This is a genomic window from Janibacter zhangyanbonis (genome assembly GCF_050507325.1).
Lineage (GTDB): Bacteria > Actinomycetota > Actinomycetes > Actinomycetales > Dermatophilaceae > Janibacter.
This window is the reverse complement of record NZ_CP191481.1, coordinates 334,510-356,062: the sequence shown is the minus strand read 5'-3', so window position 1 is coordinate 356,062 and position 21,553 is coordinate 334,510. Positions and strand designations below refer to the sequence as shown.

Genomic DNA, 21,553 nt, shown 5'->3' with positions numbered 1-21,553 from the left:
CTCAGGCCCAGCGGGCGAGCAGGTACTGCACGCCGAAGGGGGCCTCGTCCGCGACGAGCTCGCCGGCCAGACCGTCGGTCGCGGCGGCGAGCACCTGCAGGGCCGGTCGACCGCGCATCCAGAGCCGGTCGCAGACGGCCGGGTCGAGGGCGGCGAGCGCAGCCGAGTCCGCCTGCGCCACAGCCCTGCTCAGCTCCGCGGCGAAGGGAGCGGCGTCCGGCTGCAGGTGACCCGGCGCCTTCTCGGTGAGCGTCGCGGGGCCGTCGGCGACGACGAGCAGCACGGCGGGCAGGTCGGCTGCCAGCTCGTGGCCGAGGCTCGCGCACTCCTGCGGCGTCGCGTCGGCGGCGACCGACTGGAGGACGACCTCGCCCCCTGTGGAGGGGGCGAGCAGGCGCCCGATCTCGAGGTCGGTGGGCAGCGCCCCGTCGAGAACGCGGCCGGTGGTGAAGCGGGCTGCGCCCGAGGGCGCGTCGCCGAGCCACACGCGAGTGGCCGGGCCCGACCCCACGACGACGAGACGGTCGGCCCCCTTCGTCCCTGCCGTGGCGGCGACGAGTGCGGCAGCCCGCTCGCGTACGTCAGCCAGCGGATCGGCGGTGCCGCCGATGCCGGGCAGCAGGGCGGGGGCGGCCGGGACGACAACGGCGGCGCGGATCATGCCAGCCCCCGGATCGTGCGGGCCGGAGGGCGTTCGCCGCGCAGGGTGGCGACCATGTCGAGGACCTGGCGGGTCTCGGCGACCTCGTGGACGCGGTAGATCCGCGCGCCGAGCCACGCGGAGACGGCGGTCGTCGCGAGCGTGCCGATGAGGCGCTCGTCGACCGGGCGATCGAGGGTCTCGCCGACGAAGTCCTTGTTGGACAACGACACCAGCACGGGCCAGCCGGTCTCGACCATCTCGTCGAGGCGGCGGGTGACCTCGAGGGTGTGGTGGGTGTTCTTGCCGAAGTCGTGCGCCGGGTCGATGACGACCGACTCGCGGGCGACGCCGGCGGCCACCGCCCGCTCGGCGTAGCCGAGGACCCCCTCGATGACGTCTGCGACGACGTCCCGCTCGAAGCCGGTGCGGAAGGGCCGGGTGCGGGGCTCGACCCCGCCGGTGTGCGTGCAGATGATGGCGGCGTCGTGCGCAGCGGCGACGTCCACGAGGCCCGGGTCGGCTCCGCCCCAGGCGTCGTTGAGCACGTCCGCGCCTGCGGCACAGACGGCTTCGCCCACCTCGGCCCGCCACGTGTCGACCGAGATCACCAGTTGCGGGTGGGCCTCGCGGACGCGGGCGACGAGCCCGGCGACCCGGTCGATCTCCTCGGCGACGTCGACGTCACCGCCGGGCGCGGCCTTGACCCCACCGATGTCGACGATGTCGGCGCCCTGCTCGACGACGAGGTCGACGCGCTCCATCGCCTTGTCCTCGGCGAAGGTCGCGCCCTTGTCGTAGAAGGAGTCGGGGGTGCGGTTGACGATCGCCATGACGAGCATCGCGTCGTCGGCGAAGGGGTGACGGCCGAGTCTCATCGGGCTCCTGCGGGGTAGCCGGGCTGGGTGATCGCCGGTGGCCGCTGGCGAAGGGGGACCGCCCGGGTCCGCCAGCCGCCGTCGCGGGTGAACTGCTCGAGCTCCTCGCTCGCCACGGCGACGTCGACCGGCTCGCCGTGGCGGCGGGCGTGGACGACGGCGAGGAGCTCGGCGGCCATGACGGCGAGGTCGTGGTCCTTCTGGTGGCGGTGGGCGCGAGCGCCGAGGTCGACCTGGGCGATCGCGTCGAGGCCGTGGCGGGTGTGGGTGTCGAGGAGCGAGGCGATCTCGACGCCGTAGCCGGTCGGGACGGTCAGGCGCTCCATGAGCGAGCGGCGGGCCGCCCACTCCCCGGCGAGCGGTTGGACGACGCCGGCGAGGTCGGGCCACCAGAGGTCGAGGACCGGGCGGGCGACGAGCTCGGTGACGCGCCCGCCCTCGGTGCTCGGGGCGCGGCCGGGCACGTCCATGACGCGGTCGTACCAGCCCTTGACGAGCATCGTCGCCGGGTCGGCGGTCAGGGCGCCGACGAGGCCCGTGACGAAGTGGGGACCCCACTCGGTGAGGTCGGCGTCGACGAAGACGAGCAGGTCGGCGGTGGTGACGAAGAGCGACTTCCACAGCGCCTCGCCCTTGCCCTGGTGGGTGCCGAGGTGGGGCGCGATGTCCGCGGCGCGGTGGACCGTCGCGCCGGCGTCGGCCGCGATGCTCGCGGTGTCGTCGGTCGAGTCGGAGTCGATGACGATGAGCTCGGAGACGAGCGGGACCGCCTCGACGAGCTCGCGCCGCAGACCGGTCACGACATCGCCGACGGTGGCGGCCTCGTTGCGGGCCGGGACCACCACGGCGACGGACTCCCCCTTCGCCCCGAGGTCGGCGACGAGGGAGGCGGCGTCGAAGTCCGTGTGGACGTGGCTGCGCGCCGACAGCCACTCACGGGTCGACGGGCGCATGTCGCTCATCGTATGCAGGCAAGATGGGGGCCATGCGACGACTCCTGGCGACCCTGGTGCTGCCGCTGCTGCTGGCCGCGTGCTCCGACCCCGGGTCCGCGCTGTCGCGTGCCGAGAGCACAGGCATCCTCACCGTCGGCGTCGTCGACAACCCGCCCCGGACCGTTCCCACCGAGGGTGGCGAGGTCACCGGCCCGGCCGCCGACCTCATCAGCGACTACGCCGACTCCATCGGGGCGCACCCGAGCTGGCAGGTCGGCGAGCTCGACGCCCTGGCCTCTGCCGTGGACCGCGGCGAGGTCGACGTGATCATCGGTGCCGACGGCGAGACGAAGGGGGTCACCCCCACCTCGTCGGCGGGTGACGCCGGCACGGTCCTCGTGGGCGACCAGGAGACCCCGCTCAAGGAGTCGATCGACGCCTGGCTGGCAGAGCGAGGCTGAGCCCGACCGCGTGTCGCCCTGCAGTTCGCCTCTCCGCGCCAGCAGAACCGTTGGATCTCCGGGGCCTCAGATCAGGCCGCGCCACGAACTGCAGGACGACGCGCTGGCACCGTGGAGCTGGCGAAGGGACTCGAACCCTCAACCACCTGTTTACAAGACAGGTGCGCTACCAATTGCGCCACGCCAGCGGGCCCGGACGTGCGACGACCGGGACCGCGGCATCGTAGCCCGCGGCCCCGGTCGTCACCGAGCCGGTCGTGCGATCAGAGCACGTTGTTGTTGAGCCAGCTCTGCAGGCGCGAGGTGGTCTGCGGGCCCCACTTGCCGTCGACGTCGGCGCCGACCTTGCGCTGCAGCGCGCGGGTGGTCATCGGGCCGATGACGCCGTCCTGCGCGGTGCCGACGCGGGCCTGGAGGGCGCGCTTGTCACCGGAGTCGAGGTAGCCGTTCATCGGGCGGCCGCCCCACTTCTCGATGCCGGCGTTGGTGCGCGGGCCCTGGATGCCGTCGACGACGAGCTTGCCGCCGGTCGACGTCACGGGCGGACGCGTGGTGTCGCGCGAGGGGCGCTCACCGGTGCCGTAGGGGTCGACGGCCAGGCCGTTGGCGACCGTCAGGCCGGCGCGCTGGGAGCACACGGGCCAGGCGCCGGGGCCCTGGACCTTGAGCACCTCCTGCGCGATCTCGATCTGCTGCGCCTTGGTCGCCCGGTTGGCCGTGTAGGCGTACTTCTGCCCACCGAAGCCCTTCCAGGTCTGGAAGGTGAACTGCAGGCCGCCGTAGAAGCCGTTGCCGGTGTTGATCGACCAGTTGCCGGACGACTCGCACATCGCGACGCGGTCCCAGACCGTGTCGGACGCGCCGGCATTGGAGGCGACGACGAAGCCGCCGGCGACGAGCGCGCCGGCCGCGACGGCGCCACCGGCCATCCGCAGACGACGGCCACGGCGCCCGACGGGCTGGTCGGGGAAGTCGTTGGTGCTGAACATGAAGATCCTCTTTCGACGGAGCGCGGCAGGGGTCCCCGCGCAGGTCCGAGAGAGACGCTAAGGACACTCCAGTCACACAGACAACACCTGCAACGTAAATACAGACCTGTAACTCAGGGCCCTCGGACACCTTCCGTCACGGCCTCCACGCCCCCTTCGCCCACCGTCCGGGCATGACGAAGGGGAGGGGAGACCAGTGGTCTCCCCTCCCCTTCGTGCGGAGGAGTCGGGCCGATCAGCTCGGCCCGTCAGCCTGCTGCGATCAGCGACCGTTGAGGTAGGTCTGGAGGGCAGCGGTGGTCTTGGGACCCCAGATGCCGTCCTGCGTGGCGCCGACGACCGACTGCAGCGCACCGGTGGTCTTCGGGCCGATGATGCCGTCCTGCGCCGTGCCGACCTCGCCCTGGAGGGCCTTGATGTCGTCGACGGAGAGGGTGCCGTCCTGCTGGGCGCCAACCCACTTCTCGATGGCGGCGTTGGTCTTCGGGCCGCGGATGCCGTCGACGGCCAGACCGGCGCCGGTGGCGGCCGGGGTGCGGACCTCGGAGCGCGACGCGGTCTGCGGCGCCTGCTGCTCGGTCTGCTGGGCCGGCTTCGGGGCCGGGGCCGGGGCCGGCTTCGGGGCCGGGGCCGGGGCCGGGGCCGGGGCCGGGGCCGGGGCGGGCTCCGGGGTGGAGGCGACGGCGGCGCCGCCGTTGGCCTGGGTCAGGCCGGCCTTCTGCGAGCAGACGGGCCAGGCGCCGGGGCCCTGGGTCGCGAGGACCTTCTGGGCGATCTCGATCTGCTGCGCCTTGGTGGCCTGGTGGGCGTTCGGGGCGTACTTGCCGCCACCGAAGCCGTTCCAGGTCTGGGTGGTGAACTGCAGGCCACCGTAGAAGCCGTTGCCGGTGTTGATGGACCAGTTGCCACCGCTCTCGCACTGGGCGACGGCGTCCCAGACGGAGGAGGTGGTGGCAGCGGAGGCGCCCTGGGCGGACGCGATGGTGCCCACGGTGGCGGTCGCACCGGCCACGGCGACGCCGGCGATGCGGCGGCGAGCGGGCGAGGACTGCTTCGTCTGGGCGTGCTTGGGGCTGTAGAACATGGGGGTGTGGTTCCTTCCACGGAGTTCAGGGGCTTCGTGGTCGAAGCGGGCCAGGGGATCTGGCTTTGTCACGGACGGCGGCGACGTTACCTGTTCGTGATCTAGCGAGTCAAACGATCCGCCCGGATTTCGTCAGGACATGGTCAAGGCCACACCAGGTCGGCGACCGCCCGACGGGTCAGACGATCTCCCAGCCCTCGTCCTCGCGACCCGCGCCCTCCTGCTCGACAGCGGCCCGGCGCCGTTGTGCCACAGGGGCGTCGAAGGGGGCCGCCAGCCGGTCCCCGAGGGTGGTCCCGGTGGCGATCGCCATGATGACGCCGAGCGCCCCGAGGACGCTGAAGAGACCCTGCGTCGTGTCCCCGCCGCTCGATGTCGTGGGGCTGGTCATGTGGTACAGACCGACGAAGATGCCCAGTCCGGGGAAGAGGCCGAAGGTCGCGGGCACGGCGATCGTCAGGGCCGGCGCGTCCATGCGCAGCGCGATGACCCGGGCGGCGAAGCCGATGACGACGGCGGCGATGCCCGTCGCGGTGACCCGTCCGAGGCCGGCCTGCGTGATCACCGCGGCGACGGCCACGCCGACGGCGCAGAGCAGCGACGCGGGCACGAGCATCCGGCGGCTGCCCTGGAGGGTGACCGCACCGGCGAGCCCGATGAGCACCGCTCCGGCGACAACCATGGGGACCGCTGCCGAGGCCCACGCCAGCTTGTCGATCGGCGGCGGCTGCAGACCGATGCCGAGCAGCTCGCCCACCTGCAGGCTCATGCCCAGGCCGCCGGCCACACCGACGATGAGGCCGAAGGTGTGCAGCATGACGGCGAAGATGCGCGCCGACCCGGTCACGGGGAACCCGGAGAGCACGTCCTCCATCGCCGAGATGAGGGTGCGCGAGGGCAGCAGGGCGACGATGCCGCCGGCGACGATGAAGGCGAAGTCCGACGGTGAGATCGGCACGACGGACCACGTGCCGAGGACGTAGGCGAGGAAGGCGACGAACGTCGCGACCGCCCCGCCGAGGGCGCCGAGGTAGAAGTCGGGCAGGTTGAGCCGGTCGACGAGCGAGGCGAGCCCGATGGTCACGCAGGCGGCGAGCAGCGCGACGAGGACGGCGAAGTTGCCCGCGCCGAGGATGATCGCGACACCGGCGGCGACGCCACCCTCGGCGAGCGTGACGAACCAGCGCGACCACATCCGCGGGGTGCGGCTGATCTCGCGCAGCTGGGAGTCGGCCTGCTCGAGGTCGATGTCGCCCGAGACGAGGTCGTCGACGAGCGCGTGGACCATCGCCAGCCGGGCGAAGTCGAGGCGCGGCTGGCGCACGACGCGCAGCCGGCTGATCGTCTGCCCGGAGGGCGTGCGGCACTGCATGTGCATCGACTGCATCGTCAGGTCGACGTCGAGGTCCTCGAGGCCGGCGGCCACGCCGACGGCGATCGTCGCGGCCTCGACACCGGCGGCCGACGAGCCCGAGCGCAGCATGATCTCGGCGACCCGCAGGGCGAGGTCCATCGCGTGGGCGGCGGCCTGCTCCTCGGCGACAGCGCGGGTGACGCGGGGGTCGCGGTAGGGCGTGCCGCGCAGGGAGCCGCGCAGCGGGATCGTCTCGGTCGGCTGCTCGCCGCGCAGGGTCGGGCGGCGCCGCGGCTTGGGCTGCGGACGCTGCGGGATCGACCCGGTCGTCGTCAGCTCCTCGGGCGTCGGGCCGGGTCGGCGCCGCGGCCGGGGAGTGGGCCGCGGAGGGGGCGGGGTGCTGCTGGTCATCGTCCGGGCAGCTGCTCCGGGCCGGGCAGGGGCGAGGAGACGTCGGGCCACCACGAGACGTCGAGCGCCCCGGCGGCGAGTGCGCCGAGCACGCCGACGGCGAAGACGACGAACACGCCGAGGACGAGGACGCGCAGCGCCGACGGGCCGGTCACGCCGCGCACGAGCGAGCGGCTGCCGCGACGCAGGCTCGGGCCACCGGGGCCCCACCAGGCGACGAGCAGCGCGAGCAGGGAGCCGACGGCGAGCGGGACGGGCGCGGACAGCCGCACGCCGAGCCCGTCGACGGCGCTCTGCGCGAGGGCCGCGGCGAGCAGTCCGGCGGCGCCGACGGCGACCGGCAGCAGGGAGGTGACGACGGTCGCGAGCGCGGCCGTGACGAGGTGCCATGGCGAGGCCATCGCGGCGACGACCCCGTCGCTGCGTCGACGACCGGCCTGGTGCCGGCGGCGCACCGTCGCGGTCATCGACCGGTCGACGGTGCGAGCGAGCCAGGACCACAGGACGGCCAGGGCCAGACCGACGAAGGGGACGGCCGTCGCCATCGCGACCGCGGCCGCGAGCAGGGCGGCGAGCACGTCGCTGCGGCGCGGCTTGCCGATGCGCGGGTCGCCGGGGCGATCGAGCGCTCCGGCCGCGGGTGCACCGGCACCGGGCCACGGGGCACGCTCCTGCCCGGGCAGCATGCCCCAGCCGCCGCGGTCGGGCTGGGCCACCGGGGCGGGCGTGGGGTCGGGTGCGGGGGCCGGCCGGGGGTCGGTCCAGTCACCGCTCCCCCACGGTGCCGGGGGCTCGGCGCGCTGCGGCGCGGGCGCACGGCCGGCAGCCGCACCGGCGGCGCCCGCGGCAGCGCCTGCTGCGCCGGCGGCCGCGACCGGCGGCAGCGTGCGGGTCGCGTCGGCCTGCAGGGCGCGGGTGCGCTGCGGGAGCACGTCGGTCACCGGCCGGCCGCGCGCCCAGGCCTCGAGGGCGATGAGCACCTCGTCGGCGTCCGGGCGCAGCTGCGGGTCGGGGGTGAGCGCCGCGTAGAGCAGCGGTGCGAGCTCGGGGTCGACCTCGTGCAGGTCGGCGTCGCCGCGGCACACGCGGGCGAGGACCGCCTCCATGCCGCCACGGCCGAAGGGAGAGCGGCCGGTCGCGGCGAAGACGAGCGTCGCCGCCCAGCCCCACCAGTCGGTCGCCGGGGTGACGTCGCCGCCCTCGACGAGCTCGGGCGAGAGGTAGCCGGGCGTGCCCATGACGAGGCCGGTCATCGTCATGCGCGAGGTGTCGGCGACGTGCGCGATGCCGAAGTCGATGACGACCGGGTCGCCGTCGAGCATGAGGACGTTTCCCGGCTTGAGGTCGCGGTGGATGACGCCGACCTCGTGGATGGCGCGCAGCGCCTCGGCCAGGCCGCGGGCCAGGCGCAGCAGCGACTCGGCGTCGAGCGGGCCCTCCTCGCGGACGTGCTGCTCGAGGCTCGGGCCGGGGACGTAACGGGTGACGATGTAGGGCTGGTCGGCCTCGAGGTCGGCGTCGAAGACCGGCGCGATGCGCTGCGAGCGCACCCGCGCCAGCGTGTCGACCTCGCGGGCGAGGCGGGCGCGGGCGTCGTCGTCGTGGGCGACGTGCGTGCGCAGCACCTTGACCGCCACCGCGCGCCCACGGGCGTCGAGCGCGAGGTGGACGATGCCCATCCCGCCCTGCCCGAGCTGCTGGAGCACGCGGTAGGGACCGATCGTGTCGAAGTCCGCGACGCTGACGTGGCCGCGCTCGTCCGGGGCGGGGTCGTCCCCGATGAGCTCTGTCGTCATGGGATCAGCGTAGAAGGCCGACCTTGTGAGATCACGGAGCACCTCCTGAGCGCGGCCTGTGGCGCCGCCGTCACTGGGTGATGTAGGCCTCGAGCTGGTCGCGCTCGGCCGCGAGGTCGCGGATGCGCTGCTTGACGATGTCGCCGATGCTCACGATGGCGACGAGCTGCCCGTCACGCACGACGGGCACGTGCCGGATGCGCCGGTCGGTCATCTCGCCCGCCAGGTCACGCACGTCGGCGTGCTCGTCGCAGGTGTGCACCTCGGCGGTCATGATCGCGCTCACCGGGCCCTCGAGGACGCCGACACCGTCGCTGTGGAGGCGACGCACGACATCTCGCTCCGAGACGATGCCGTCGACACTCCCTTCGCCCGTGGAGACCACGACCGCACCGATGCGGTGCTCGGCGAGCAGGGCGAGGAGCTCACCGACCGTGGCATCGGGCGCGACGGTGACGACGTCGGTGCCCTTGCTGCGCAGTACGTCCGAGATCTTCATGTACCGACGGTAGTGGCCCGGGACCGCCGAGGGAAGGTCGAGCGCGGGCACATAGGGTGGGGACATCGAGCCCCGGAGGTGCACCCCCGTGACGACCCAGCGCACGTACGACCTCGTCATCGCCGCCAACCGCCTGCCCGTGGACCGGGTCCTCACCGCCGACGGGAGCGAGGAGTGGCACCGCTCCCCCGGCGGCCTGGTCACCGCGATGGACTCGGTGATGCGCGGTCGCGACGGGGCCTGGGTCGGCTGGGCCGGCGAGCCCGGCGAGGCTCCCGCTCCCTTCGCCGAGGCCGGCATGTGGCTGCACCCCGTGCCCGTGTCCGCCGACGAGCTCGAGACCTACTACGAGGGCTTCAGCAACGACACGCTCTGGCCGATCTACCACGACGTCATCGTCCCGGCGCACTTCCACCGCGAGTGGTGGCAGGCCTACGAGCGGGTCAACGAGCGCTTCGCCGCGGCGGTGTGCGAGGTCGCCGCACCCGGGGCGAAGGTCTGGATCCACGACTACCAGCTGCAGCTCGTGCCGGCGCTCGTGCGCAGAATGCGGCCCGACGTGCGGATCGGGTGGTTCAACCACATCCCCTTCCCGCCCGTGGAGCTCTTCGCCCAGCTGCCGTGGCGCTCGCAGATCATCGAGGGGCTGCTCGGCGCCGACTACCTCGGCTTCCAGCGGGTCGCCGACGCGCAGAACTTCCTGCGCGCCGCCCGCCGGCTCGACGGCCGCGCCACCCGCGGCGACACGGTGACCACGCGCGACGCGGACGGTACCGAGCGGGTCGTGCGCGCCTCCGCCGTGCCGATCAGCATCGACGCCTCCGGCCTTGAGGAGCTCGCCCGCAGCGAGCCCGTGCAGGAGCGGGCGCGGCAGATCCGCACCTCGCTCGGCAACCCCGACATCGTCATGCTCGGCGTCGACCGGCTTGACTACACGAAGGGGATCCGCCACCGGCTCAAGGCCTACGAGGAGCTGCTCGCGCAGGGCACGCTGCGGCCTCCGGAGGTCACCTTCGTCCAGGTCGCGACCCCGAGCCGCGAGCGGGTCGAGGCCTACAAGCGGCTGCGGACCGAGGTCGAGACGACCGTCGGCCGGATCAACGGCACCTACGGCGCGCTCGGCGCCCCGGCCGTGCACTACCTGCACCAGAGCTATCCGCGCGAGGAGATGGCGGCGCTCTTCCAGGCGGCCGACGTCATGCTCGTGACCCCGCTGCGCGACGGGATGAACCTCGTCGCCAAGGAGTACGTCACCTGCCGCCACGACAACGGCGGGGCCCTCGTGCTCAGCGAGTTCACCGGCGCGTGGCACGAGCTGCACCAGTCCTTCGTCTGCAACCCCCACGACATCGAGGGGCTCAAGCAGACGATCCTGCGGGCCCTGCGCACCGACGACAAGGAGCGGCGTCGCCTCATGCGGGCGCTGCGCCGCCGCGTCGCCGACAACGACGTGCAGCGGTGGGCCGACCGTTTCCTCACCAACCTCGAGACGGCACCGCACAAGCCCGGCACGAAGGGGGCCTGACGTGCCCCTGCCGCAGGAGCTCACCACGGCCCTGGCCGCGGTCGCGGCCGCACCGCGGCTGCTCGTCGCCACGGACTTCGACGGGGTGCTCGCTCCCTTCGTCGTCGACCCGATGGACTCCCGGGCCCAGCCGGGCACACTCGAGGCGCTCACCGCGCTGGCGGCCGCCCCGGCGACGTGGTCGGCCGTCGTCTCCGGGCGCGACCTGGCGACCCTCGACGAGCTGACCGGGCTCGCCGGGTCGACCGTGACCCGCATCGGCAGCCACGGCGCCCAGTCGAGCCGGGGCGGCGACCTGCCCGAGGGCACCGCGGCCGCGATCGCCGCACTACGCGGGGCCGTCGAGGCCGCCGTCGCGGCCAGCGAGCCGCGCATCCGCCTGGAGCACAAGCCTGCTGCGGTCGTGCTGCACACCCGGGGCCTGCCCGACGACGTGCTGCCTACGGCTGCCGCGATCGCCGACGAGGCCGCCGCCGCCCCCGGTGTCACCCACCTGGCCGGCAAGGGCGTGCACGAGCTGAGCGTGCTGCGGGCCGACAAGGGCACCGCCTTGCGCGAGCTCGCGAGCGCGCTCGGGGTCGACGCGACCGTCTACCTCGGCGACGACGTCACCGACGAGCACGCCTTCGCCGTGCTCGGGGAGGGTGACCTCGGGATCAAGGTCGGGGCCGGCGAGACCGCCGCGAGTGCCCGGGTCGACGACGCCACGGCCGTGCCCGAGATCCTCGCGACGCTTGCCTCCCTTCGCTGAGGCGGCTGCGCCACACTGGGCGGATGGGCCCACCCGGACCCGCGAAAGGGAGGACCCGTGCCCCTCGACATCTCAGCCGCCCGGCCCGACCCGGCCCTGCTCGACCTGCCGTGGTCGGTGCCGCTCGAGGACTGGCCCGCCGAGCGGCTCGCCGCGCTGCCGCGCGGCATCTCGCGGCACGTCGTGCGCTTCGCGCGGCTGTCCGGCGGGATCGTCGCGGTCAAGGAGATCAAGGCCGACCTCGCCCGCAACGAGTACCGGCTGCTGCGGCAGCTGCGCCGCCTCGACCTGCCGTGCGTCGAGCCGCTCGCGGTCGTCTCCGGGCGCACCGACGCCCACGGGGAGCCGCTCGACGCCTGCCTCGTCACCCGGCACCTGCAGTTCTCCCTGCCCTACCGGATCGTCTTCAGCCAGAACCTGCGCGAGGACACCGCCGTCCGCCTCGCCGACGCCCTCGCCGCGCTGCTCGCCCGGATGCACCTCGCCGGCTTCTTCTGGGGTGACGTGTCGCTGTCCAACACGCTCTTCCGCCGCGACGCGGGCGCCTTCGCCGCCTATCTCGTCGACGCCGAGACCGGTGAGCTGCACGACCGGCTGAGCACCGGGCAGCGCGAGCACGACCTCGATCTCGCCGAGACCAACATCGCCGGCGAGATGATGGACCTGGCCGCCGCCGGCTACCTCCCCGAGGGGCTCGACCCGCTCGCCATCGCCGAGGACATCATCGAGCGCTACCGCGGGCTGTGGCAGGAGCTCACCGGCGACGAGTGGTTCGACGCGGGCGAGCGGTGGCGGGTCGACGAGCGGATCCGCCGGCTCAACGCCCTGGGCTTCGACGTCGACGAGCTGGCCATCACGACCGACCTCGACGGCACCCACCTGCGCATCGAGCCCAAGGTCGTCGACGCCGGCCACCACAGCCGGCGCCTGCTGCGCCTCACCGGCCTCGACGTGGAGGAGAACCAGGCCCGCCGCCTGCTCAACGACCTCGACTCCTACCGCGCCGCCCTGGACCGGCAGAATGACGACGAGTCGCTCGTCGCCCACGACTGGCTGACCCGCGTCTACGAGCCGACGACCCGGCGGATCCCGCCGGAGCTGCGGGCGAAGCTCGAGCCCGCCGAGATCTTCCACGAGATCCTCGAGCACCGGTGGTACATGGCCGAGCGGCTGGGGCACGATGTGCCCATCGAGGACGCCATCGCCGCCTATCTGCGAGAGGTCCTGCCGAGCAAGCCCGACGAGCAGTCCGTCCTGGGTGCCGACACCCAGATGCTGCCCGTCGTCGACCCGGGGGAGACGAGATGACCGTGCCCGACCCGTTGCAGCAGCCCGCGGGCCCTCCCTTCGTCACGGGGAGCGACCCGATGCGGCCGGGGTCGCGCGCCTGGGTGGAGCAGCGCTTCGGCCGCAGCGCGAGCTTCGGCGACCGGATCCTGCCGGGCATCGTCGACAGCCTGCTCGTCTCCCTCGCCGGGCTCGTGCCGCTCGTCATCGGCATCATCTGCTTCGTGCAGGGCCTGCCCGAGCGGGAGTACTGCACGCTCTACGGCACCAACGGCTGCAGCGTGCCGGGCACCGGGTCAACCGCCCTGGTCACCCTCGGCGTCGTCCTCATGATGCTGTCGGTCGTCACGGCCCTGGCGATGCTCGCCTACAACCGGGTGTGGCGGGTGACCCGCACCGGGCAGAGCCTGGGCAAGCGGCTCACCGGCCTGCGCATCGTCGATGCCGAGACCGGCGCGGTGCCGCGGCTCGGGCCGGCGGCGCTGCGCGAGCTGGTCCACCAGTTCGCCGGCATCATCAGCTGGATCTGGATGCTCGTCGACCACGACGACCGCACGCTCGCCGACATCGCCGGCCACACGCACGTCGTGCACGTCGACAAGTCCTGACGGCGCTCGCCACACCAGCCCCATGATTTCCGGGTGACCCGGAAATCACCCCCTTCGCATGAGTTCCAAACCCTTGCGAAGGGGGTGTTTGTCCTGTCGAGCAGTGGCCAGCGGGCTCCCGCGAGCAGCCGCACCCCCGGAGCCGAGAGCGCAGGGGGCGGGTCAGGTCAGCGGGCGGCCGTGCGCAGGCGGGCGATCTCGTAGAGGGTCACGCCCGCGGCGAGGCCGGCGTTGAGCGACTCGACGCTGCTGCTCATCGGGATCGAGACGATCTGGTCGCAGGTCTCGCGAACCAGGCGCGAGAGGCCCTTGCCCTCCGAGCCCACGACGACGACGAGCGGCGAGGTCGCCAGCTCGAGGCCGGGCAGCTCGACGTCGCCGTCCATGTCGAGGCCGACGACGAAGAAGCCCGCCTTGCGGTAGTCCTCGAGCGCCCGCACGAGGTTGGCCGCCTGGGCGACGGGGACGCGGGCGGCCGCGCCGGCCGAGGTCTTCCACGCCGAGGCGGTCATGCCCGCGCTGCGGCGGGACGGCACGACGACGCCGTGGCCGCCGAAGGCCGCCGTCGAGCGGACGATCGCGCCGAGGTTGCGCGGGTCGGTGATGCCGTCGAGGGCGACGATGAGCGGCGTGCCCGGGATCTGCGAGTCGACGAGGTCCTTGGGGTGCGCGTAGTCGTAGGGCGGCACCTGCAGCGCCATGCCCTGGTGGACCGCGCCGTCGGTGATCCGGTCGAGCTCGGTGCGGGGCGTCTCCATGATCGGGATGCCCGCCTCGGCGGCGAGGGTGAGCGCCTCCTTGACCCGGTCGTCGCTGTCGATGCGGCTCGCGACGTACATCGTCGACACCGGCACGTCGGTGCGCAGCGCCTCGAGCACGGAGTTGCGGCCCGCGACGACCTCGGTGGAGCCGGACTTCTTGCGCGTCGGGCCCGGGCGGCCGGAGGCGCGCTTGTCGGCGGCCTTCGACATCTTGTAGGCCTTGTGGTTGGGGCGGTCGCTCGCCTTGGGCGTCGGGCCCTTGCCCTCGAGGCCGCGGCGGCGCTGACCGCCGGAGCCGACCTGGGCGCCCTTCTTCGACCCGCTGCGGCGCACGGCGCCACGTCGCTGGCTGTTGCCGGCCATCAGTGCTCCTTCTTGCCGAGGCTCCACCGGGCGCCGCCCGGGGTGTCCTCGATGGTGATGCCCGCGGCGGTGAGTGCGTCGCGGATCTGGTCGGCGGTGTCGTAGTCACGGGCCGCACGCGCCTTGGCGCGCGCCTCGACCTGCAGCTGGACGAGGGCGTCGAGGGCGTCGGTGAGCTCCTCCTCGCGGCTGCCACCGGCACCGCCCCACGTCGCCGACAGGGGGTTGATGCCCAGGACGTCGGTCATCGCGACGACGGTGGCGGCGATCTCCGCGGCCTCGTCCCGACCCCCTTCGTCGAGGGCTGTGTTGCCGGCACGGACGGCCTCGTGGATCACCGCGAGCGCGCCGGCGACGCCGAGGTCGTCGTCCATCGACGCGGCGAAGTCGGCGGGCAGCTCGACGGCCGGGTCGGCCTCGACGACCGTCTGGCTGGGCAGGGCCCGCCGCAGGAAACCGGCGATGCGCTCGACCGCCGCGCCCGCCTCCTCGAGGGAGCCGGGGTGGTACTCGATCATCGAGCGGTAGTGCGCCGCGGTGAGGAAGTAGCGGACGGTCAGCGGGTCGTGCTCCTGCACGAGCTGCTGGACCTCGAGGGCGTTGCCGAGGGACTTGCCCATCTTCTCCCCCTTGACCGTCACCCAGCCGTTGTGCAGCCAGTAGTGGGCGAAGTCGAGCCCGGCGGCACGCGACTGGGCCTGCTCGTTCTCGTGGTGAGGGAAGCGCAGGTCGATGCCGCCGCCGTGGATGTCGAAGGTGTCGCCGAGGTACTTGCGGGCCATCGCCGAGCACTCGAGGTGCCAGCCGGGGCGCCCCTCGCCGTAGGGGGTCGGCCAGTTCGCCGTGGCCGGCTCCTCGGCCTTGCGGCCCTTCCACAGCGCGAAGTCGCGCGGGTCGCGCTTGCCCCGCGGGTCGGCGTCCTCGGCCGCGACCATGTCGTCGAGCCCCTGGTGGCTCAGCTCGCCGTAGTCGGCCCAGCTCTTGACGTCGAAGTAGACGTCGCCGCTGCCGTCGGCCGCCGGGTAGGCGTGGCCGCGATCGACGAGCAGGTCGATCAGCTCGACCATCTCGGGGACGTGCCCGGTCGCCCGCGGCTCGTAGGTCGCCGGCAGCACGCCGAGCAGCTCGAGCGCCTCGCTCGTGTAGCGCTCGTTGCGATAGCTGAGCGCCCACCACTCCTCGTCGGTGTCGGCGGCCTTGCGCAGGATCTTGTCGTCGATGTCCGTCACATTGCGCACGAGGGTCACGTCGTAGCCGTGACCGCGCACGAGCCAGCGGCGCAGCACATCGAAGGCGACGGCGAAGCGCAGGTGACCGATGTGCGGCGCACCCTGGGTCGTGAGCCCACAGATGTACATCCCCACCCGACCGGGGGTCACGGGGACGAAGTCGCGCTGCTCGCGCGTGGCGGTGTCGAAGAGCTGCAGGGTCACGGGCCCAAGGCTAACGGGCGCAGGTGGTTACCTTGGCCTCGTGACGACCCAGATGCCGTCGTGGGCGGCCGTGACCCTCGCCGTGCTCCTCGGCCTCTGGTCCCTCGGCGTGGGCATCGCCTTCGGGCGTCAGCTCACGCGGCTGTGGTTTCGCCCGGGCTCGGGCGCGTGGCGCACGGCCGCGCGGGTGCTCCTGCTGCACGGCGTCCTCATCACGATCCTCCTGATGAGCGGGCTCGTCGTGCTCGCCGTCCGCGAGGAGACGACGTACCGGACGTGGCCGCTGGGCGGCCTGCTCGTGGCGATCCTCGTGCCGCTCGGCCCGGTCGTCGCCAACGTCCTGCCGAGCCGGTCCGGCCTGGCCCCCGACAAGGAGACCCTCGCCCGCGCGGGGGCCGACGAGAGCCAGGCCGCAGTGGTCCGATGGCTGGGTGCCCCCTTCGCCATCGTCGAGATGGCGATGCTCGTGACGGTCTGCTTCCCGGCACTCGCGGCCTGACCCTGCGGCTCAGTGCCCCCGGTCGAGCCACTCCTGCACGTGGGGCGCCTCGGCGCCGATCGTCGTGTCGTCGCCGTGGCCGGTGTGCACGACGGTGTCCGAAGGGAGGGTCAGCAGCTTGTTGCGGATGGACTCCACGATCGTCGGGAAGTCGGAGTACGACCGCCCCGTCGCGCCGGGGCCGCCCTGGAAGAGGGTGTCACCGGAGAAGACGACCCCGAGCTCGGGGGCGTGCAGGCAGCAGGCGCCCGGTGCGTGGCCGGGAGTGTGCAGCACCGTGAGGTCGGTGCCGGCGACGGTGATGACCTGGCCGTGCGCGAGCGCGCCGTCGGGAGCACGGTCCGGGTAGGTCATCCGCCACAGCGGTGCTTCGTCGGGGTGCAGCAGGATCGGCGCGCCCGTCGCCTCGGCGACCTGCGCCGCGGCGTTGACGTGGTCGTTGTGGGCGTGGGTGCTGACGATCGCCTTGAGGGTGCGGTCACCGACCGCCTCGAGGATCGGGGCGGCCTCGTGCCCGGCGTCGATGACGATCACCTCGGCGTCGTCGCCGACGAGCCAGACGTTGTTGTCGACCTCCCACGAGCCGCCGTCGAGCTCGAAGCTCCCCGAGGTGACGACCTTGTCGATGCGCGCGGTCACAGGACCACCACCGAGCGCAGCACATCACCGGAGTGCATCTTGTCGAAGGCCGACTCGATGTCGCCCAGACCGATCCGCTCGGTGACGAAGGCGTCGAGGTCGAAGCGCCCCTGGCGGTAGAGGTCGACGAGCATCGGGAAGTCACGGCTGGGCAGGCAGTCGCCGTACCAGCTCGACTTGAGGGCACCACCTCGGCCGAAGATCTCGATCATCGGGAGGGTGACCTCCTTGTCCGGGGTCGGGACGCCGACGAGGACGACCCGACCGGCCAGGTCGCGCGCGTAGAAGGCCTGCTCGTAGGTCTGCGGCAGGCCGACCGCCTCGACGACCACGTCGGCGCCGAAGCCGCCGGTCAGCTCACGGATGCGCTCGACCGTGTCCTCGGCGCTCGCATCCACGGTGTGCGTGGCACCGAAGCCCTTGGCGATCTCCAGCTTCCGCGGATCCATGTCCACCGCGATGATCGTCGTCGCACCCGCAACCTTCGCGCCGGCGATCGCCGCATCACCGACACCACCGCACCCGATGACCGCAATCGACTCACCACGAGTGACCTCACCGGTGTTGACCGCGGCACCGAAGCCGGCCATCACACCGCAGCCCAGCAGGCCCACGGCCGCCGCGTCGGCGTCCCCGTCGACCTTGGTGCACTGCCCCGCAGCGACGAGGGTCTTCTCGGCGAAGGCGCCGATACCCAGCGCGGGGGTCAACTCCTCGCCGGTCTCGGCGATGGTCATCTTCTGGGTCGCGTTGTGCGTGTCGAAGCAGTACTGCGGCTTGCCCTTCCGGCACGCGCGGCACTGACCGCACACCGCCCGCCAGTTGAGGATGACGAAATCACCGGGCGCCACCTCGGTGACCCCCTCGCCGACAGCCTCGACGACACCCGCGGCCTCGTGGCCGAGGAGGAAGGGGAACTCGTCGTTGATCCCACCCTCGCGGTAGTGCAGGTCGGTGTGGCACACCCCGCACGACTGGACCTTGACGACGGCCTCACCCGGGCCCGGGTCGGGCACGACGATGTCGACGAGCTCGACATCGCCTCCCTTCGAACGAGCGATGACTGCCTTGACGGTCTGCGGCACGGTGCAACTCCTTCGCTTGGCGGAGACCGGTGGCCCGGCTCTCACGCTCCCATCTTGGCCCATCACGTGACGACCGCGACATAGGGTCGGCCCATGGGACTCGACGTCGCCTTCCGTCAACTGATCACGCAGGTGGGATGGGCCGCTCCGTTGGCCATCACGGCACTCGTCATCGGCGGGTGGGCGCTGCTGCGTCGTGACGAGGGGATGTGGTGGAAGCTCGTCGTCGGCGGCGTCGCCGCGCTCCTCGCCGCGCAGGCCGTGAGCGTCGTGGGCACCTTCATGCTCTACCAGCTCGACGGCTTCTACCGCGCCTACTGGATCGTCTCGCTGCCCACCCTCGTGCTCAACGTCGTGGGCCTGGCGCTCCTCGGCGCCGGCGCCGTCTCGGGCCGTCGCGGCACGCCGGGCACGTCGCGATGAGCCTGCTCGTCGTCCAGCACCAGACGACCTGCCCGCCGGGCCGGGTCGGGACATGGCTTCGGGACGCCGGGGTCGAGCTCGACGTGCGCCGGCCCTACGCCGGCGAGGCGCTGCCTGCCGACCTCTCCGGGCACGACGGCCTGCTCGTGCTCGGTGGCCAGATGGGCTGCCGCGACGACGAGGTGGCCCCGTGGCTGCCGGCCGTGCGTGACCTCATCAGCACCGCGGCGAAGGGGGGCACCCCCGCACTGGGCATCTGCCTGGGCCACCAGCTCGCGGCCGTCGCGCTCGGCGGCGAGGTCGGGCGCAACCCCGGTGGCAGGACCATCGGCGTGCTCACCGTCGGCAGCACCGACCAACTCGCCGACGACGCCGTGCTCGCTGCGGCGGCGGGCGCGCCCGTGCCGCAGTGGAACGACGACATCGTCACCCGGCTGCCCGAGGGCGCGGTCGCCCTCGCCGACAACGAGCGCGGCGACCTGCTCGTCGCCCGGCTCGCCCCGACCGTCTGGGGCGTCCAGGGCCACCCCGAGGCCGACCTCGACATCGTCACGGCCTGGGCGGCCTCCGACGCCGGGGCGCCCGAGGTCGAGGGCATCGACGTGCCCGCAGCCCTGGCCGCCGTCGAGCAGGCGCAGCCGGCCATCGAGGCCGCGTGGCGTCCGGTGACCGAGGCCTTCGCCGCGCGCCTGGGCTGAGCGCGGGCGTCAACAACCTGACGGCCGAGTACATCTAGGCGACCGCGACGACGAGGGCGGTCGCGATCGCAGCCGCACCCTCGCCCCGACCGGTGAGCCCGAGCCCGTCGGTCGTCGTGCCGCTGAGGCTGACCGGCGCTCCGCAGGCAGCGGACATCGCCTGCTGCGCCTCGTCACGACGGGTGCCGATCTTGGGCCGGGTGCCGATGACCTGCACCGCGATGTTGCCGATCTCGAAGCCCGCCTCGCGCACCAGACGCGCGGCCTCGGCCAGCAGCCTTGCGCCAGAGGCGCCCTCGAGCTCGGGGCGCCCGGTGCCGAAGTGCTGGCCGAGGTCACCGATGCCGGCCGCGGCGAAGAGCGCGTCGCACGCCGCATGGCAGGCGACGTCGGCGTCGGAGTGCCCCTCGAGACCGACCTCGCCGGGCCACAGCAGCCCGCCGACCCACAGCTCGCGCCCGGAGTCGGGCGCGGCGAAGGCGTGGACGTCGACACCGATCCCGGTGCGCGGCAGCCGGGCGACCTCGTGTGCACTCATGGCGACAGTCTCGCAGCCGGGATCAACCGCGGCCGCACCTGCGTTGGACGCAGCGTGACCCCCTTCGACTCCCTCGTCATCGGTGCCGGTCAGGCCGGGCTCTCGGCGAGCCACCACCTGCGCCGGCTCGGCATCGACCACGTCGTGCTCGACGCCAACGAGCACGCCGGCGGCGCCTGGCAGCACCGGTGGGACTCGCTGACGATGGCCGACGTGCACGGCGTCGCCGACCTGCCCGATGCGCCCGCGCCCGGCGAGAGCACCGAGCGGGCCAACGAGGTCATCGCCTGCTGGTTCGACGACTACGAGCAGTCGCACGACCTGCCCGTGCTGCGCCCGGTCCGCGTCGAGCGGGTCACCGACGACGACGGTCTGCTCGTCGTGCACGCCGACGCCGGCACGTGGACGACGCGCACGCTCGTCAACGCGACGGGCACGTGGACCCACCCCTTCGTCCCCACCTACCCCGGGCAGCGCGACTTCGCCGGGGAGCAGTGGCACACCGTCGCCTACCCGGGGCGCGAGCACTTTCGCGGCATGCGCGTGCTCGTCGTCGGGGGCGGCGCCTCGGCCGTCCAGTTCATCGGCGAGCTCGCGACGATCGCGCACGTGCAGTGGGTGACGCGCCGGCCGCCGGTGTGGACGACGGAGTTCTCCGGCCGGGCAGCAATCGAGATGGTCGAGCAGCGGGTGCGCGAAGGGAGACCCCCGGCGAGCGTCGTCTCCGTCACCGGGCTCTCGCTGCGCCCCCAGGAGATGGCCGCGGCGCGGACCGGGGTCTACGAGCGCCGCCGGCCGATGTTCGAGCGGATCGAGCGCGACGGGGTGCGCTGGGCCGACGGCAGCACCGAGCGCTTCGACGCGATCCTGTGGGCCACCGGGTTTCGCCCCGCGTTGCGCCACCTCGCGCCGCTGGGTCTGCGTAGTGCGGAGGGCGGCATCGCCCTGCTGCCGGGATCACGGGACGTGCAGACCTCGGTGACCGCGGCCCGCGACCCCCGCGTGCAGCTCGTCGGCTACGGGCCCTCGGCGAGCACGATCGGCGGCAACCGCGCCGGCCGCGCCGCGGCCCTGGCCGTCCGCGCCCACCTGGCCGCCCCCAACCCTGCAAAACCCTAGGGTCTTGCGCACACAACTCTGCAAAACCCTAGGGTTTTGCAGAGTTGGGGGGGGAGCAGGCGGGGTCAGTCGGCGGTGGCGAGCAGGCGCTCGGCGCGGGCGAGGTCGTCGACGGTCGTGATCTTCATCGCGAGCAGGTCGCCCTCGACGACGACGACGTCGTGGCCGAGGGCCTCGACGAGCGCCGCGTCGTCGGTCGCGACGGCGCCGGAGGCGTGGGCGGCGACGAGCACCGCCCGGTCGAAGCCCTGTGGTGTCTGCACCGCGCGCAGCGACTCGCGCAGCGGGGTGGCCGTGATGACGCCCGCGGCGTCGACGACCTTGATCGTGTCGACGACGGGCACCCCGGGGATCGCACCGGCGGCACCCGCGGTCAGGGCGGCGAGCACCCGCTCGAAAACGGCGACGGGAGTCAGGCAGCGGGCCGCGTCGTGGACGAGCACGACGTCGACGTCCTCACCGAGTGCGGCGAGGCCGGCCGCGACCGAGTCGGTGCGCTCGGCGCCGCCGGCGACGACGGTGACGTCGACCCCCTTCGGACGCAGGGGGTCGACCAGCTCGGTCGCCTCCGCGACGAGGCTCTCGGGCACGACGACGACGAGCTCGTCGACGGGAGCCTGCAGCACCCCGGAGACCGCACGCTCGAGGATCGTCACGCCCTCGATCTCGACGAAGGCCTTGGGCCGGTCGGCCCCGAGCCGGGTGCCGGACCCGGCGGCCACGACGACGACGCCCACACCGTGATCGGTGTGGGCGTCGGACTGCGTCAGCAGTGAG

General features: G+C 73.2%; 23 protein-coding genes and 1 tRNA gene. 9 read left to right on the top strand and 15 right to left on the bottom strand.

Annotated features, from left to right (window positions below; genetic code table 11):
• Position 1: 1 nt before the first annotated feature.
• The 3 genes from ACQBJO_RS01780 to ACQBJO_RS01770 are packed head-to-tail and all read right to left on the bottom strand — an operon-like array spanning position 2 to position 2,480.
• Positions 2 to 661: a hypothetical protein gene (locus ACQBJO_RS01780; protein WP_421008101.1), complete on the bottom strand. Its 660-nt coding sequence runs from the start codon at positions 659 to 661 to the stop codon at positions 2 to 4.
• The gene (gene folP, locus ACQBJO_RS01775; protein ID WP_421008100.1) at positions 658 to 1,518 is read right to left on the bottom strand and encodes a dihydropteroate synthase; all 861 of its coding nucleotides are present in this window, start codon (positions 1,516 to 1,518) and stop codon (positions 658 to 660) included. Before folP ends, ACQBJO_RS01780 begins: the two co-directional genes overlap by 4 nt.
• Positions 1,515 to 2,480: a glucosyl-3-phosphoglycerate synthase gene (locus tag ACQBJO_RS01770; RefSeq protein WP_421008099.1), complete on the bottom strand. Its 966-nt coding sequence runs from the start codon at positions 2,478 to 2,480 to the stop codon at positions 1,515 to 1,517. The genes folP and ACQBJO_RS01770 overlap by 4 nt, the downstream gene beginning before the upstream one ends.
• Positions 2,481 to 2,503: 23 nt before the next feature.
• Here ACQBJO_RS01770 and ACQBJO_RS01765 point away from each other — a divergent pair, with 23 nt between their 5' ends.
• Positions 2,504 to 2,914: a transporter substrate-binding domain-containing protein gene (locus tag ACQBJO_RS01765; protein WP_421008098.1), complete on the top strand. Its 411-nt coding sequence runs from the start codon at positions 2,504 to 2,506 to the stop codon at positions 2,912 to 2,914.
• Positions 2,915 to 3,026: 112 nt separating this feature from the next.
• Here the strand turns inward: ACQBJO_RS01765 and ACQBJO_RS01760 are convergent.
• The 6 genes from ACQBJO_RS01760 to ACQBJO_RS01735 all read right to left on the bottom strand — a co-directional run bounded on the left by ACQBJO_RS01760 (position 3,027) and on the right by ACQBJO_RS01735 (position 9,047).
• A tRNA-Thr gene (locus tag ACQBJO_RS01760) sits at positions 3,027 to 3,102 on the bottom strand.
• 75 nt (positions 3,103 to 3,177) lie between these two features.
• Complete coding sequence (locus ACQBJO_RS01755; protein ID WP_303708012.1) at positions 3,178 to 3,903, bottom strand: transglycosylase family protein; 726 nt, start codon at positions 3,901 to 3,903, stop codon at positions 3,178 to 3,180.
• Positions 3,904 to 4,165: 262 nt separating this feature from the next.
• Positions 4,166 to 4,987 carry a transglycosylase family protein gene (locus ACQBJO_RS01750; protein WP_421008097.1) on the bottom strand — a complete coding sequence of 274 codons (822 nt, stop codon included), beginning with the start codon at positions 4,985 to 4,987 and terminating at the stop codon, positions 4,166 to 4,168.
• Positions 4,988 to 5,165: 178 nt separating this feature from the next.
• A complete protein-coding gene (locus tag ACQBJO_RS01745; RefSeq protein ID WP_421008096.1) occupies positions 5,166 to 6,752 on the bottom strand; it encodes a threonine/serine ThrE exporter family protein in 1,587 nt (528 codons plus the stop codon).
• A complete protein-coding gene (locus ACQBJO_RS01740) occupies positions 6,749 to 8,548 on the bottom strand; it encodes a serine/threonine-protein kinase (RefSeq protein WP_421008095.1) in 1,800 nt (599 codons plus the stop codon). Before ACQBJO_RS01740 ends, ACQBJO_RS01745 begins: the two co-directional genes overlap by 4 nt.
• A gap of 70 nt (positions 8,549 to 8,618) precedes the next feature.
• Positions 8,619 to 9,047, bottom strand: coding sequence for a CBS domain-containing protein (locus ACQBJO_RS01735; RefSeq protein ID WP_421008094.1), 429 nt, complete (start codon positions 9,045 to 9,047; stop codon positions 8,619 to 8,621).
• An 88-nt stretch (positions 9,048 to 9,135) separates the two neighbouring features.
• Here ACQBJO_RS01735 and ACQBJO_RS01730 point away from each other — a divergent pair, with 88 nt between their 5' ends.
• Genes ACQBJO_RS01730 through ACQBJO_RS01715 form a run of 4 tightly spaced genes read left to right on the top strand, consistent with a single transcriptional unit; the run spans position 9,136 to position 13,218 of the window.
• Positions 9,136 to 10,572 (top strand): alpha,alpha-trehalose-phosphate synthase (UDP-forming), encoded by a 1,437-nt coding sequence (locus tag ACQBJO_RS01730; RefSeq protein ID WP_255185147.1) that lies wholly within the window; start codon positions 9,136 to 9,138, stop codon positions 10,570 to 10,572.
• A gap of 1 nt (position 10,573) precedes the next feature.
• The gene (gene otsB / locus ACQBJO_RS01725) at positions 10,574 to 11,323 is read left to right on the top strand and encodes a trehalose-phosphatase (protein ID WP_421008093.1); all 750 of its coding nucleotides are present in this window, start codon (positions 10,574 to 10,576) and stop codon (positions 11,321 to 11,323) included.
• 57 nt (positions 11,324 to 11,380) lie between these two features.
• Positions 11,381 to 12,631: a DUF4032 domain-containing protein gene (locus tag ACQBJO_RS01720; RefSeq protein WP_421008092.1), complete on the top strand. Its 1,251-nt coding sequence runs from the start codon at positions 11,381 to 11,383 to the stop codon at positions 12,629 to 12,631.
• Complete coding sequence (locus ACQBJO_RS01715) at positions 12,628 to 13,218, top strand: RDD family protein (RefSeq protein ID WP_421008091.1); 591 nt, start codon at positions 12,628 to 12,630, stop codon at positions 13,216 to 13,218. The genes ACQBJO_RS01720 and ACQBJO_RS01715 overlap by 4 nt, the downstream gene beginning before the upstream one ends.
• A 167-nt stretch (positions 13,219 to 13,385) precedes the next feature.
• Here the strand turns inward: ACQBJO_RS01715 and rlmB are convergent, their stop codons facing one another.
• Positions 13,386 to 14,342 carry a 23S rRNA (guanosine(2251)-2'-O)-methyltransferase RlmB gene (rlmB, locus tag ACQBJO_RS01710; protein ID WP_255185143.1) on the bottom strand — a complete coding sequence of 319 codons (957 nt, stop codon included), beginning with the start codon at positions 14,340 to 14,342 and terminating at the stop codon, positions 13,386 to 13,388.
• Positions 14,342 to 15,775 (bottom strand): cysteine--tRNA ligase, encoded by a 1,434-nt coding sequence (gene cysS / locus ACQBJO_RS01705; protein WP_421008090.1) that lies wholly within the window; start codon positions 15,773 to 15,775, stop codon positions 14,342 to 14,344. The genes rlmB and cysS overlap by 1 nt, the downstream gene beginning before the upstream one ends.
• A gap of 40 nt (positions 15,776 to 15,815) precedes the next feature.
• Here cysS and ACQBJO_RS01700 point away from each other — a divergent pair, with 40 nt between their 5' ends.
• Positions 15,816 to 16,274, top strand: a complete 459-nt coding sequence (locus ACQBJO_RS01700; protein ID WP_255185141.1) for a hypothetical protein — start codon at positions 15,816 to 15,818, stop codon at positions 16,272 to 16,274.
• Between the two features lie 9 nt (positions 16,275 to 16,283).
• Here the strand turns inward: ACQBJO_RS01700 and ACQBJO_RS01695 are convergent, their stop codons facing one another.
• Positions 16,284 to 16,913: an MBL fold metallo-hydrolase gene (locus ACQBJO_RS01695; RefSeq protein ID WP_421008089.1), complete on the bottom strand. Its 630-nt coding sequence runs from the start codon at positions 16,911 to 16,913 to the stop codon at positions 16,284 to 16,286.
• Positions 16,910 to 17,998, bottom strand: a complete 1,089-nt coding sequence (locus ACQBJO_RS01690) for an S-(hydroxymethyl)mycothiol dehydrogenase (protein WP_421008088.1) — start codon at positions 17,996 to 17,998, stop codon at positions 16,910 to 16,912. The genes ACQBJO_RS01695 and ACQBJO_RS01690 overlap by 4 nt, the downstream gene beginning before the upstream one ends.
• A 93-nt stretch (positions 17,999 to 18,091) precedes the next feature.
• Here ACQBJO_RS01690 and ACQBJO_RS01685 point away from each other — a divergent pair, with 93 nt between their 5' ends.
• Positions 18,092 to 18,421 carry a hypothetical protein gene (locus ACQBJO_RS01685; protein ID WP_421008087.1) on the top strand — a complete coding sequence of 110 codons (330 nt, stop codon included), beginning with the start codon at positions 18,092 to 18,094 and terminating at the stop codon, positions 18,419 to 18,421.
• Positions 18,418 to 19,119 carry a type 1 glutamine amidotransferase gene (locus tag ACQBJO_RS01680; protein ID WP_421008086.1) on the top strand — a complete coding sequence of 234 codons (702 nt, stop codon included), beginning with the start codon at positions 18,418 to 18,420 and terminating at the stop codon, positions 19,117 to 19,119. The genes ACQBJO_RS01685 and ACQBJO_RS01680 overlap by 4 nt, the downstream gene beginning before the upstream one ends.
• Before the next feature lie 34 nt (positions 19,120 to 19,153).
• Here ACQBJO_RS01680 and ispF read toward each other — a convergent pair whose 3' ends face one another.
• Positions 19,154 to 19,657: a 2-C-methyl-D-erythritol 2,4-cyclodiphosphate synthase gene (ispF, locus tag ACQBJO_RS01675; protein WP_255185136.1), complete on the bottom strand. Its 504-nt coding sequence runs from the start codon at positions 19,655 to 19,657 to the stop codon at positions 19,154 to 19,156.
• Positions 19,658 to 19,711: 54 nt separating this feature from the next.
• Between ispF and ACQBJO_RS01670 the strand changes: the two genes are divergently transcribed.
• Positions 19,712 to 20,776 (top strand): NAD(P)-binding domain-containing protein, encoded by a 1,065-nt coding sequence (locus tag ACQBJO_RS01670; protein ID WP_421008085.1) that lies wholly within the window; start codon positions 19,712 to 19,714, stop codon positions 20,774 to 20,776.
• Between the two features lie 65 nt (positions 20,777 to 20,841).
• On the opposite strand, the gene ispD is transcribed toward ACQBJO_RS01670, so the two are convergent.
• Positions 20,842 to 21,513, bottom strand: coding sequence for a 2-C-methyl-D-erythritol 4-phosphate cytidylyltransferase (gene ispD, locus ACQBJO_RS01665; RefSeq protein WP_421008084.1), 672 nt, complete (start codon positions 21,511 to 21,513; stop codon positions 20,842 to 20,844).
• Positions 21,514 to 21,553 lie beyond the last annotated feature (40 nt).

What these genes read in the sequence shown, in the direction of transcription:
- folP (WP_421008100.1), bottom strand. Translation starts at nt 1,518, where the DNA reads ATGAGACTCGGCCGTCACCCCTTCGCCGACGACGCGATGCTCGTCATG.
- ACQBJO_RS01685 (WP_421008087.1), top strand. Translation starts at nt 18,092, where the DNA reads ATGGGACTCGACGTCGCCTTCCGTCAACTGATCACGCAGGTGGGATGG.
- ACQBJO_RS01740 (WP_421008095.1), bottom strand. Translation starts at nt 8,548, where the DNA reads ATGACGACAGAGCTCATCGGGGACGACCCCGCCCCGGACGAGCGCGGC.
- ACQBJO_RS01745 (WP_421008096.1), bottom strand. Translation starts at nt 6,752, where the DNA reads ATGACCAGCAGCACCCCGCCCCCTCCGCGGCCCACTCCCCGGCCGCGG.
- ACQBJO_RS01755 (WP_303708012.1), bottom strand. Translation starts at nt 3,903, where the DNA reads ATGTTCAGCACCAACGACTTCCCCGACCAGCCCGTCGGGCGCCGTGGC.
- rlmB (WP_255185143.1), bottom strand. Translation starts at nt 14,342, where the DNA reads ATGGCCGGCAACAGCCAGCGACGTGGCGCCGTGCGCCGCAGCGGGTCG.
- ACQBJO_RS01765 (WP_421008098.1), top strand. Translation starts at nt 2,504, where the DNA reads ATGCGACGACTCCTGGCGACCCTGGTGCTGCCGCTGCTGCTGGCCGCG.
- ACQBJO_RS01750 (WP_421008097.1), bottom strand. Translation starts at nt 4,987, where the DNA reads ATGTTCTACAGCCCCAAGCACGCCCAGACGAAGCAGTCCTCGCCCGCT.
- ACQBJO_RS01780 (WP_421008101.1), bottom strand. Translation starts at nt 661, where the DNA reads ATGATCCGCGCCGCCGTTGTCGTCCCGGCCGCCCCCGCCCTGCTGCCC.
- ACQBJO_RS01770 (WP_421008099.1), bottom strand. Translation starts at nt 2,480, where the DNA reads ATGAGCGACATGCGCCCGTCGACCCGTGAGTGGCTGTCGGCGCGCAGC.
- ispF (WP_255185136.1), bottom strand. Translation starts at nt 19,657, where the DNA reads ATGAGTGCACACGAGGTCGCCCGGCTGCCGCGCACCGGGATCGGTGTC.
- ACQBJO_RS01715 (WP_421008091.1), top strand. Translation starts at nt 12,628, where the DNA reads ATGACCGTGCCCGACCCGTTGCAGCAGCCCGCGGGCCCTCCCTTCGTC.
- ACQBJO_RS01680 (WP_421008086.1), top strand. Translation starts at nt 18,418, where the DNA reads ATGAGCCTGCTCGTCGTCCAGCACCAGACGACCTGCCCGCCGGGCCGG.
- ACQBJO_RS01735 (WP_421008094.1), bottom strand. Translation starts at nt 9,047, where the DNA reads ATGAAGATCTCGGACGTACTGCGCAGCAAGGGCACCGACGTCGTCACC.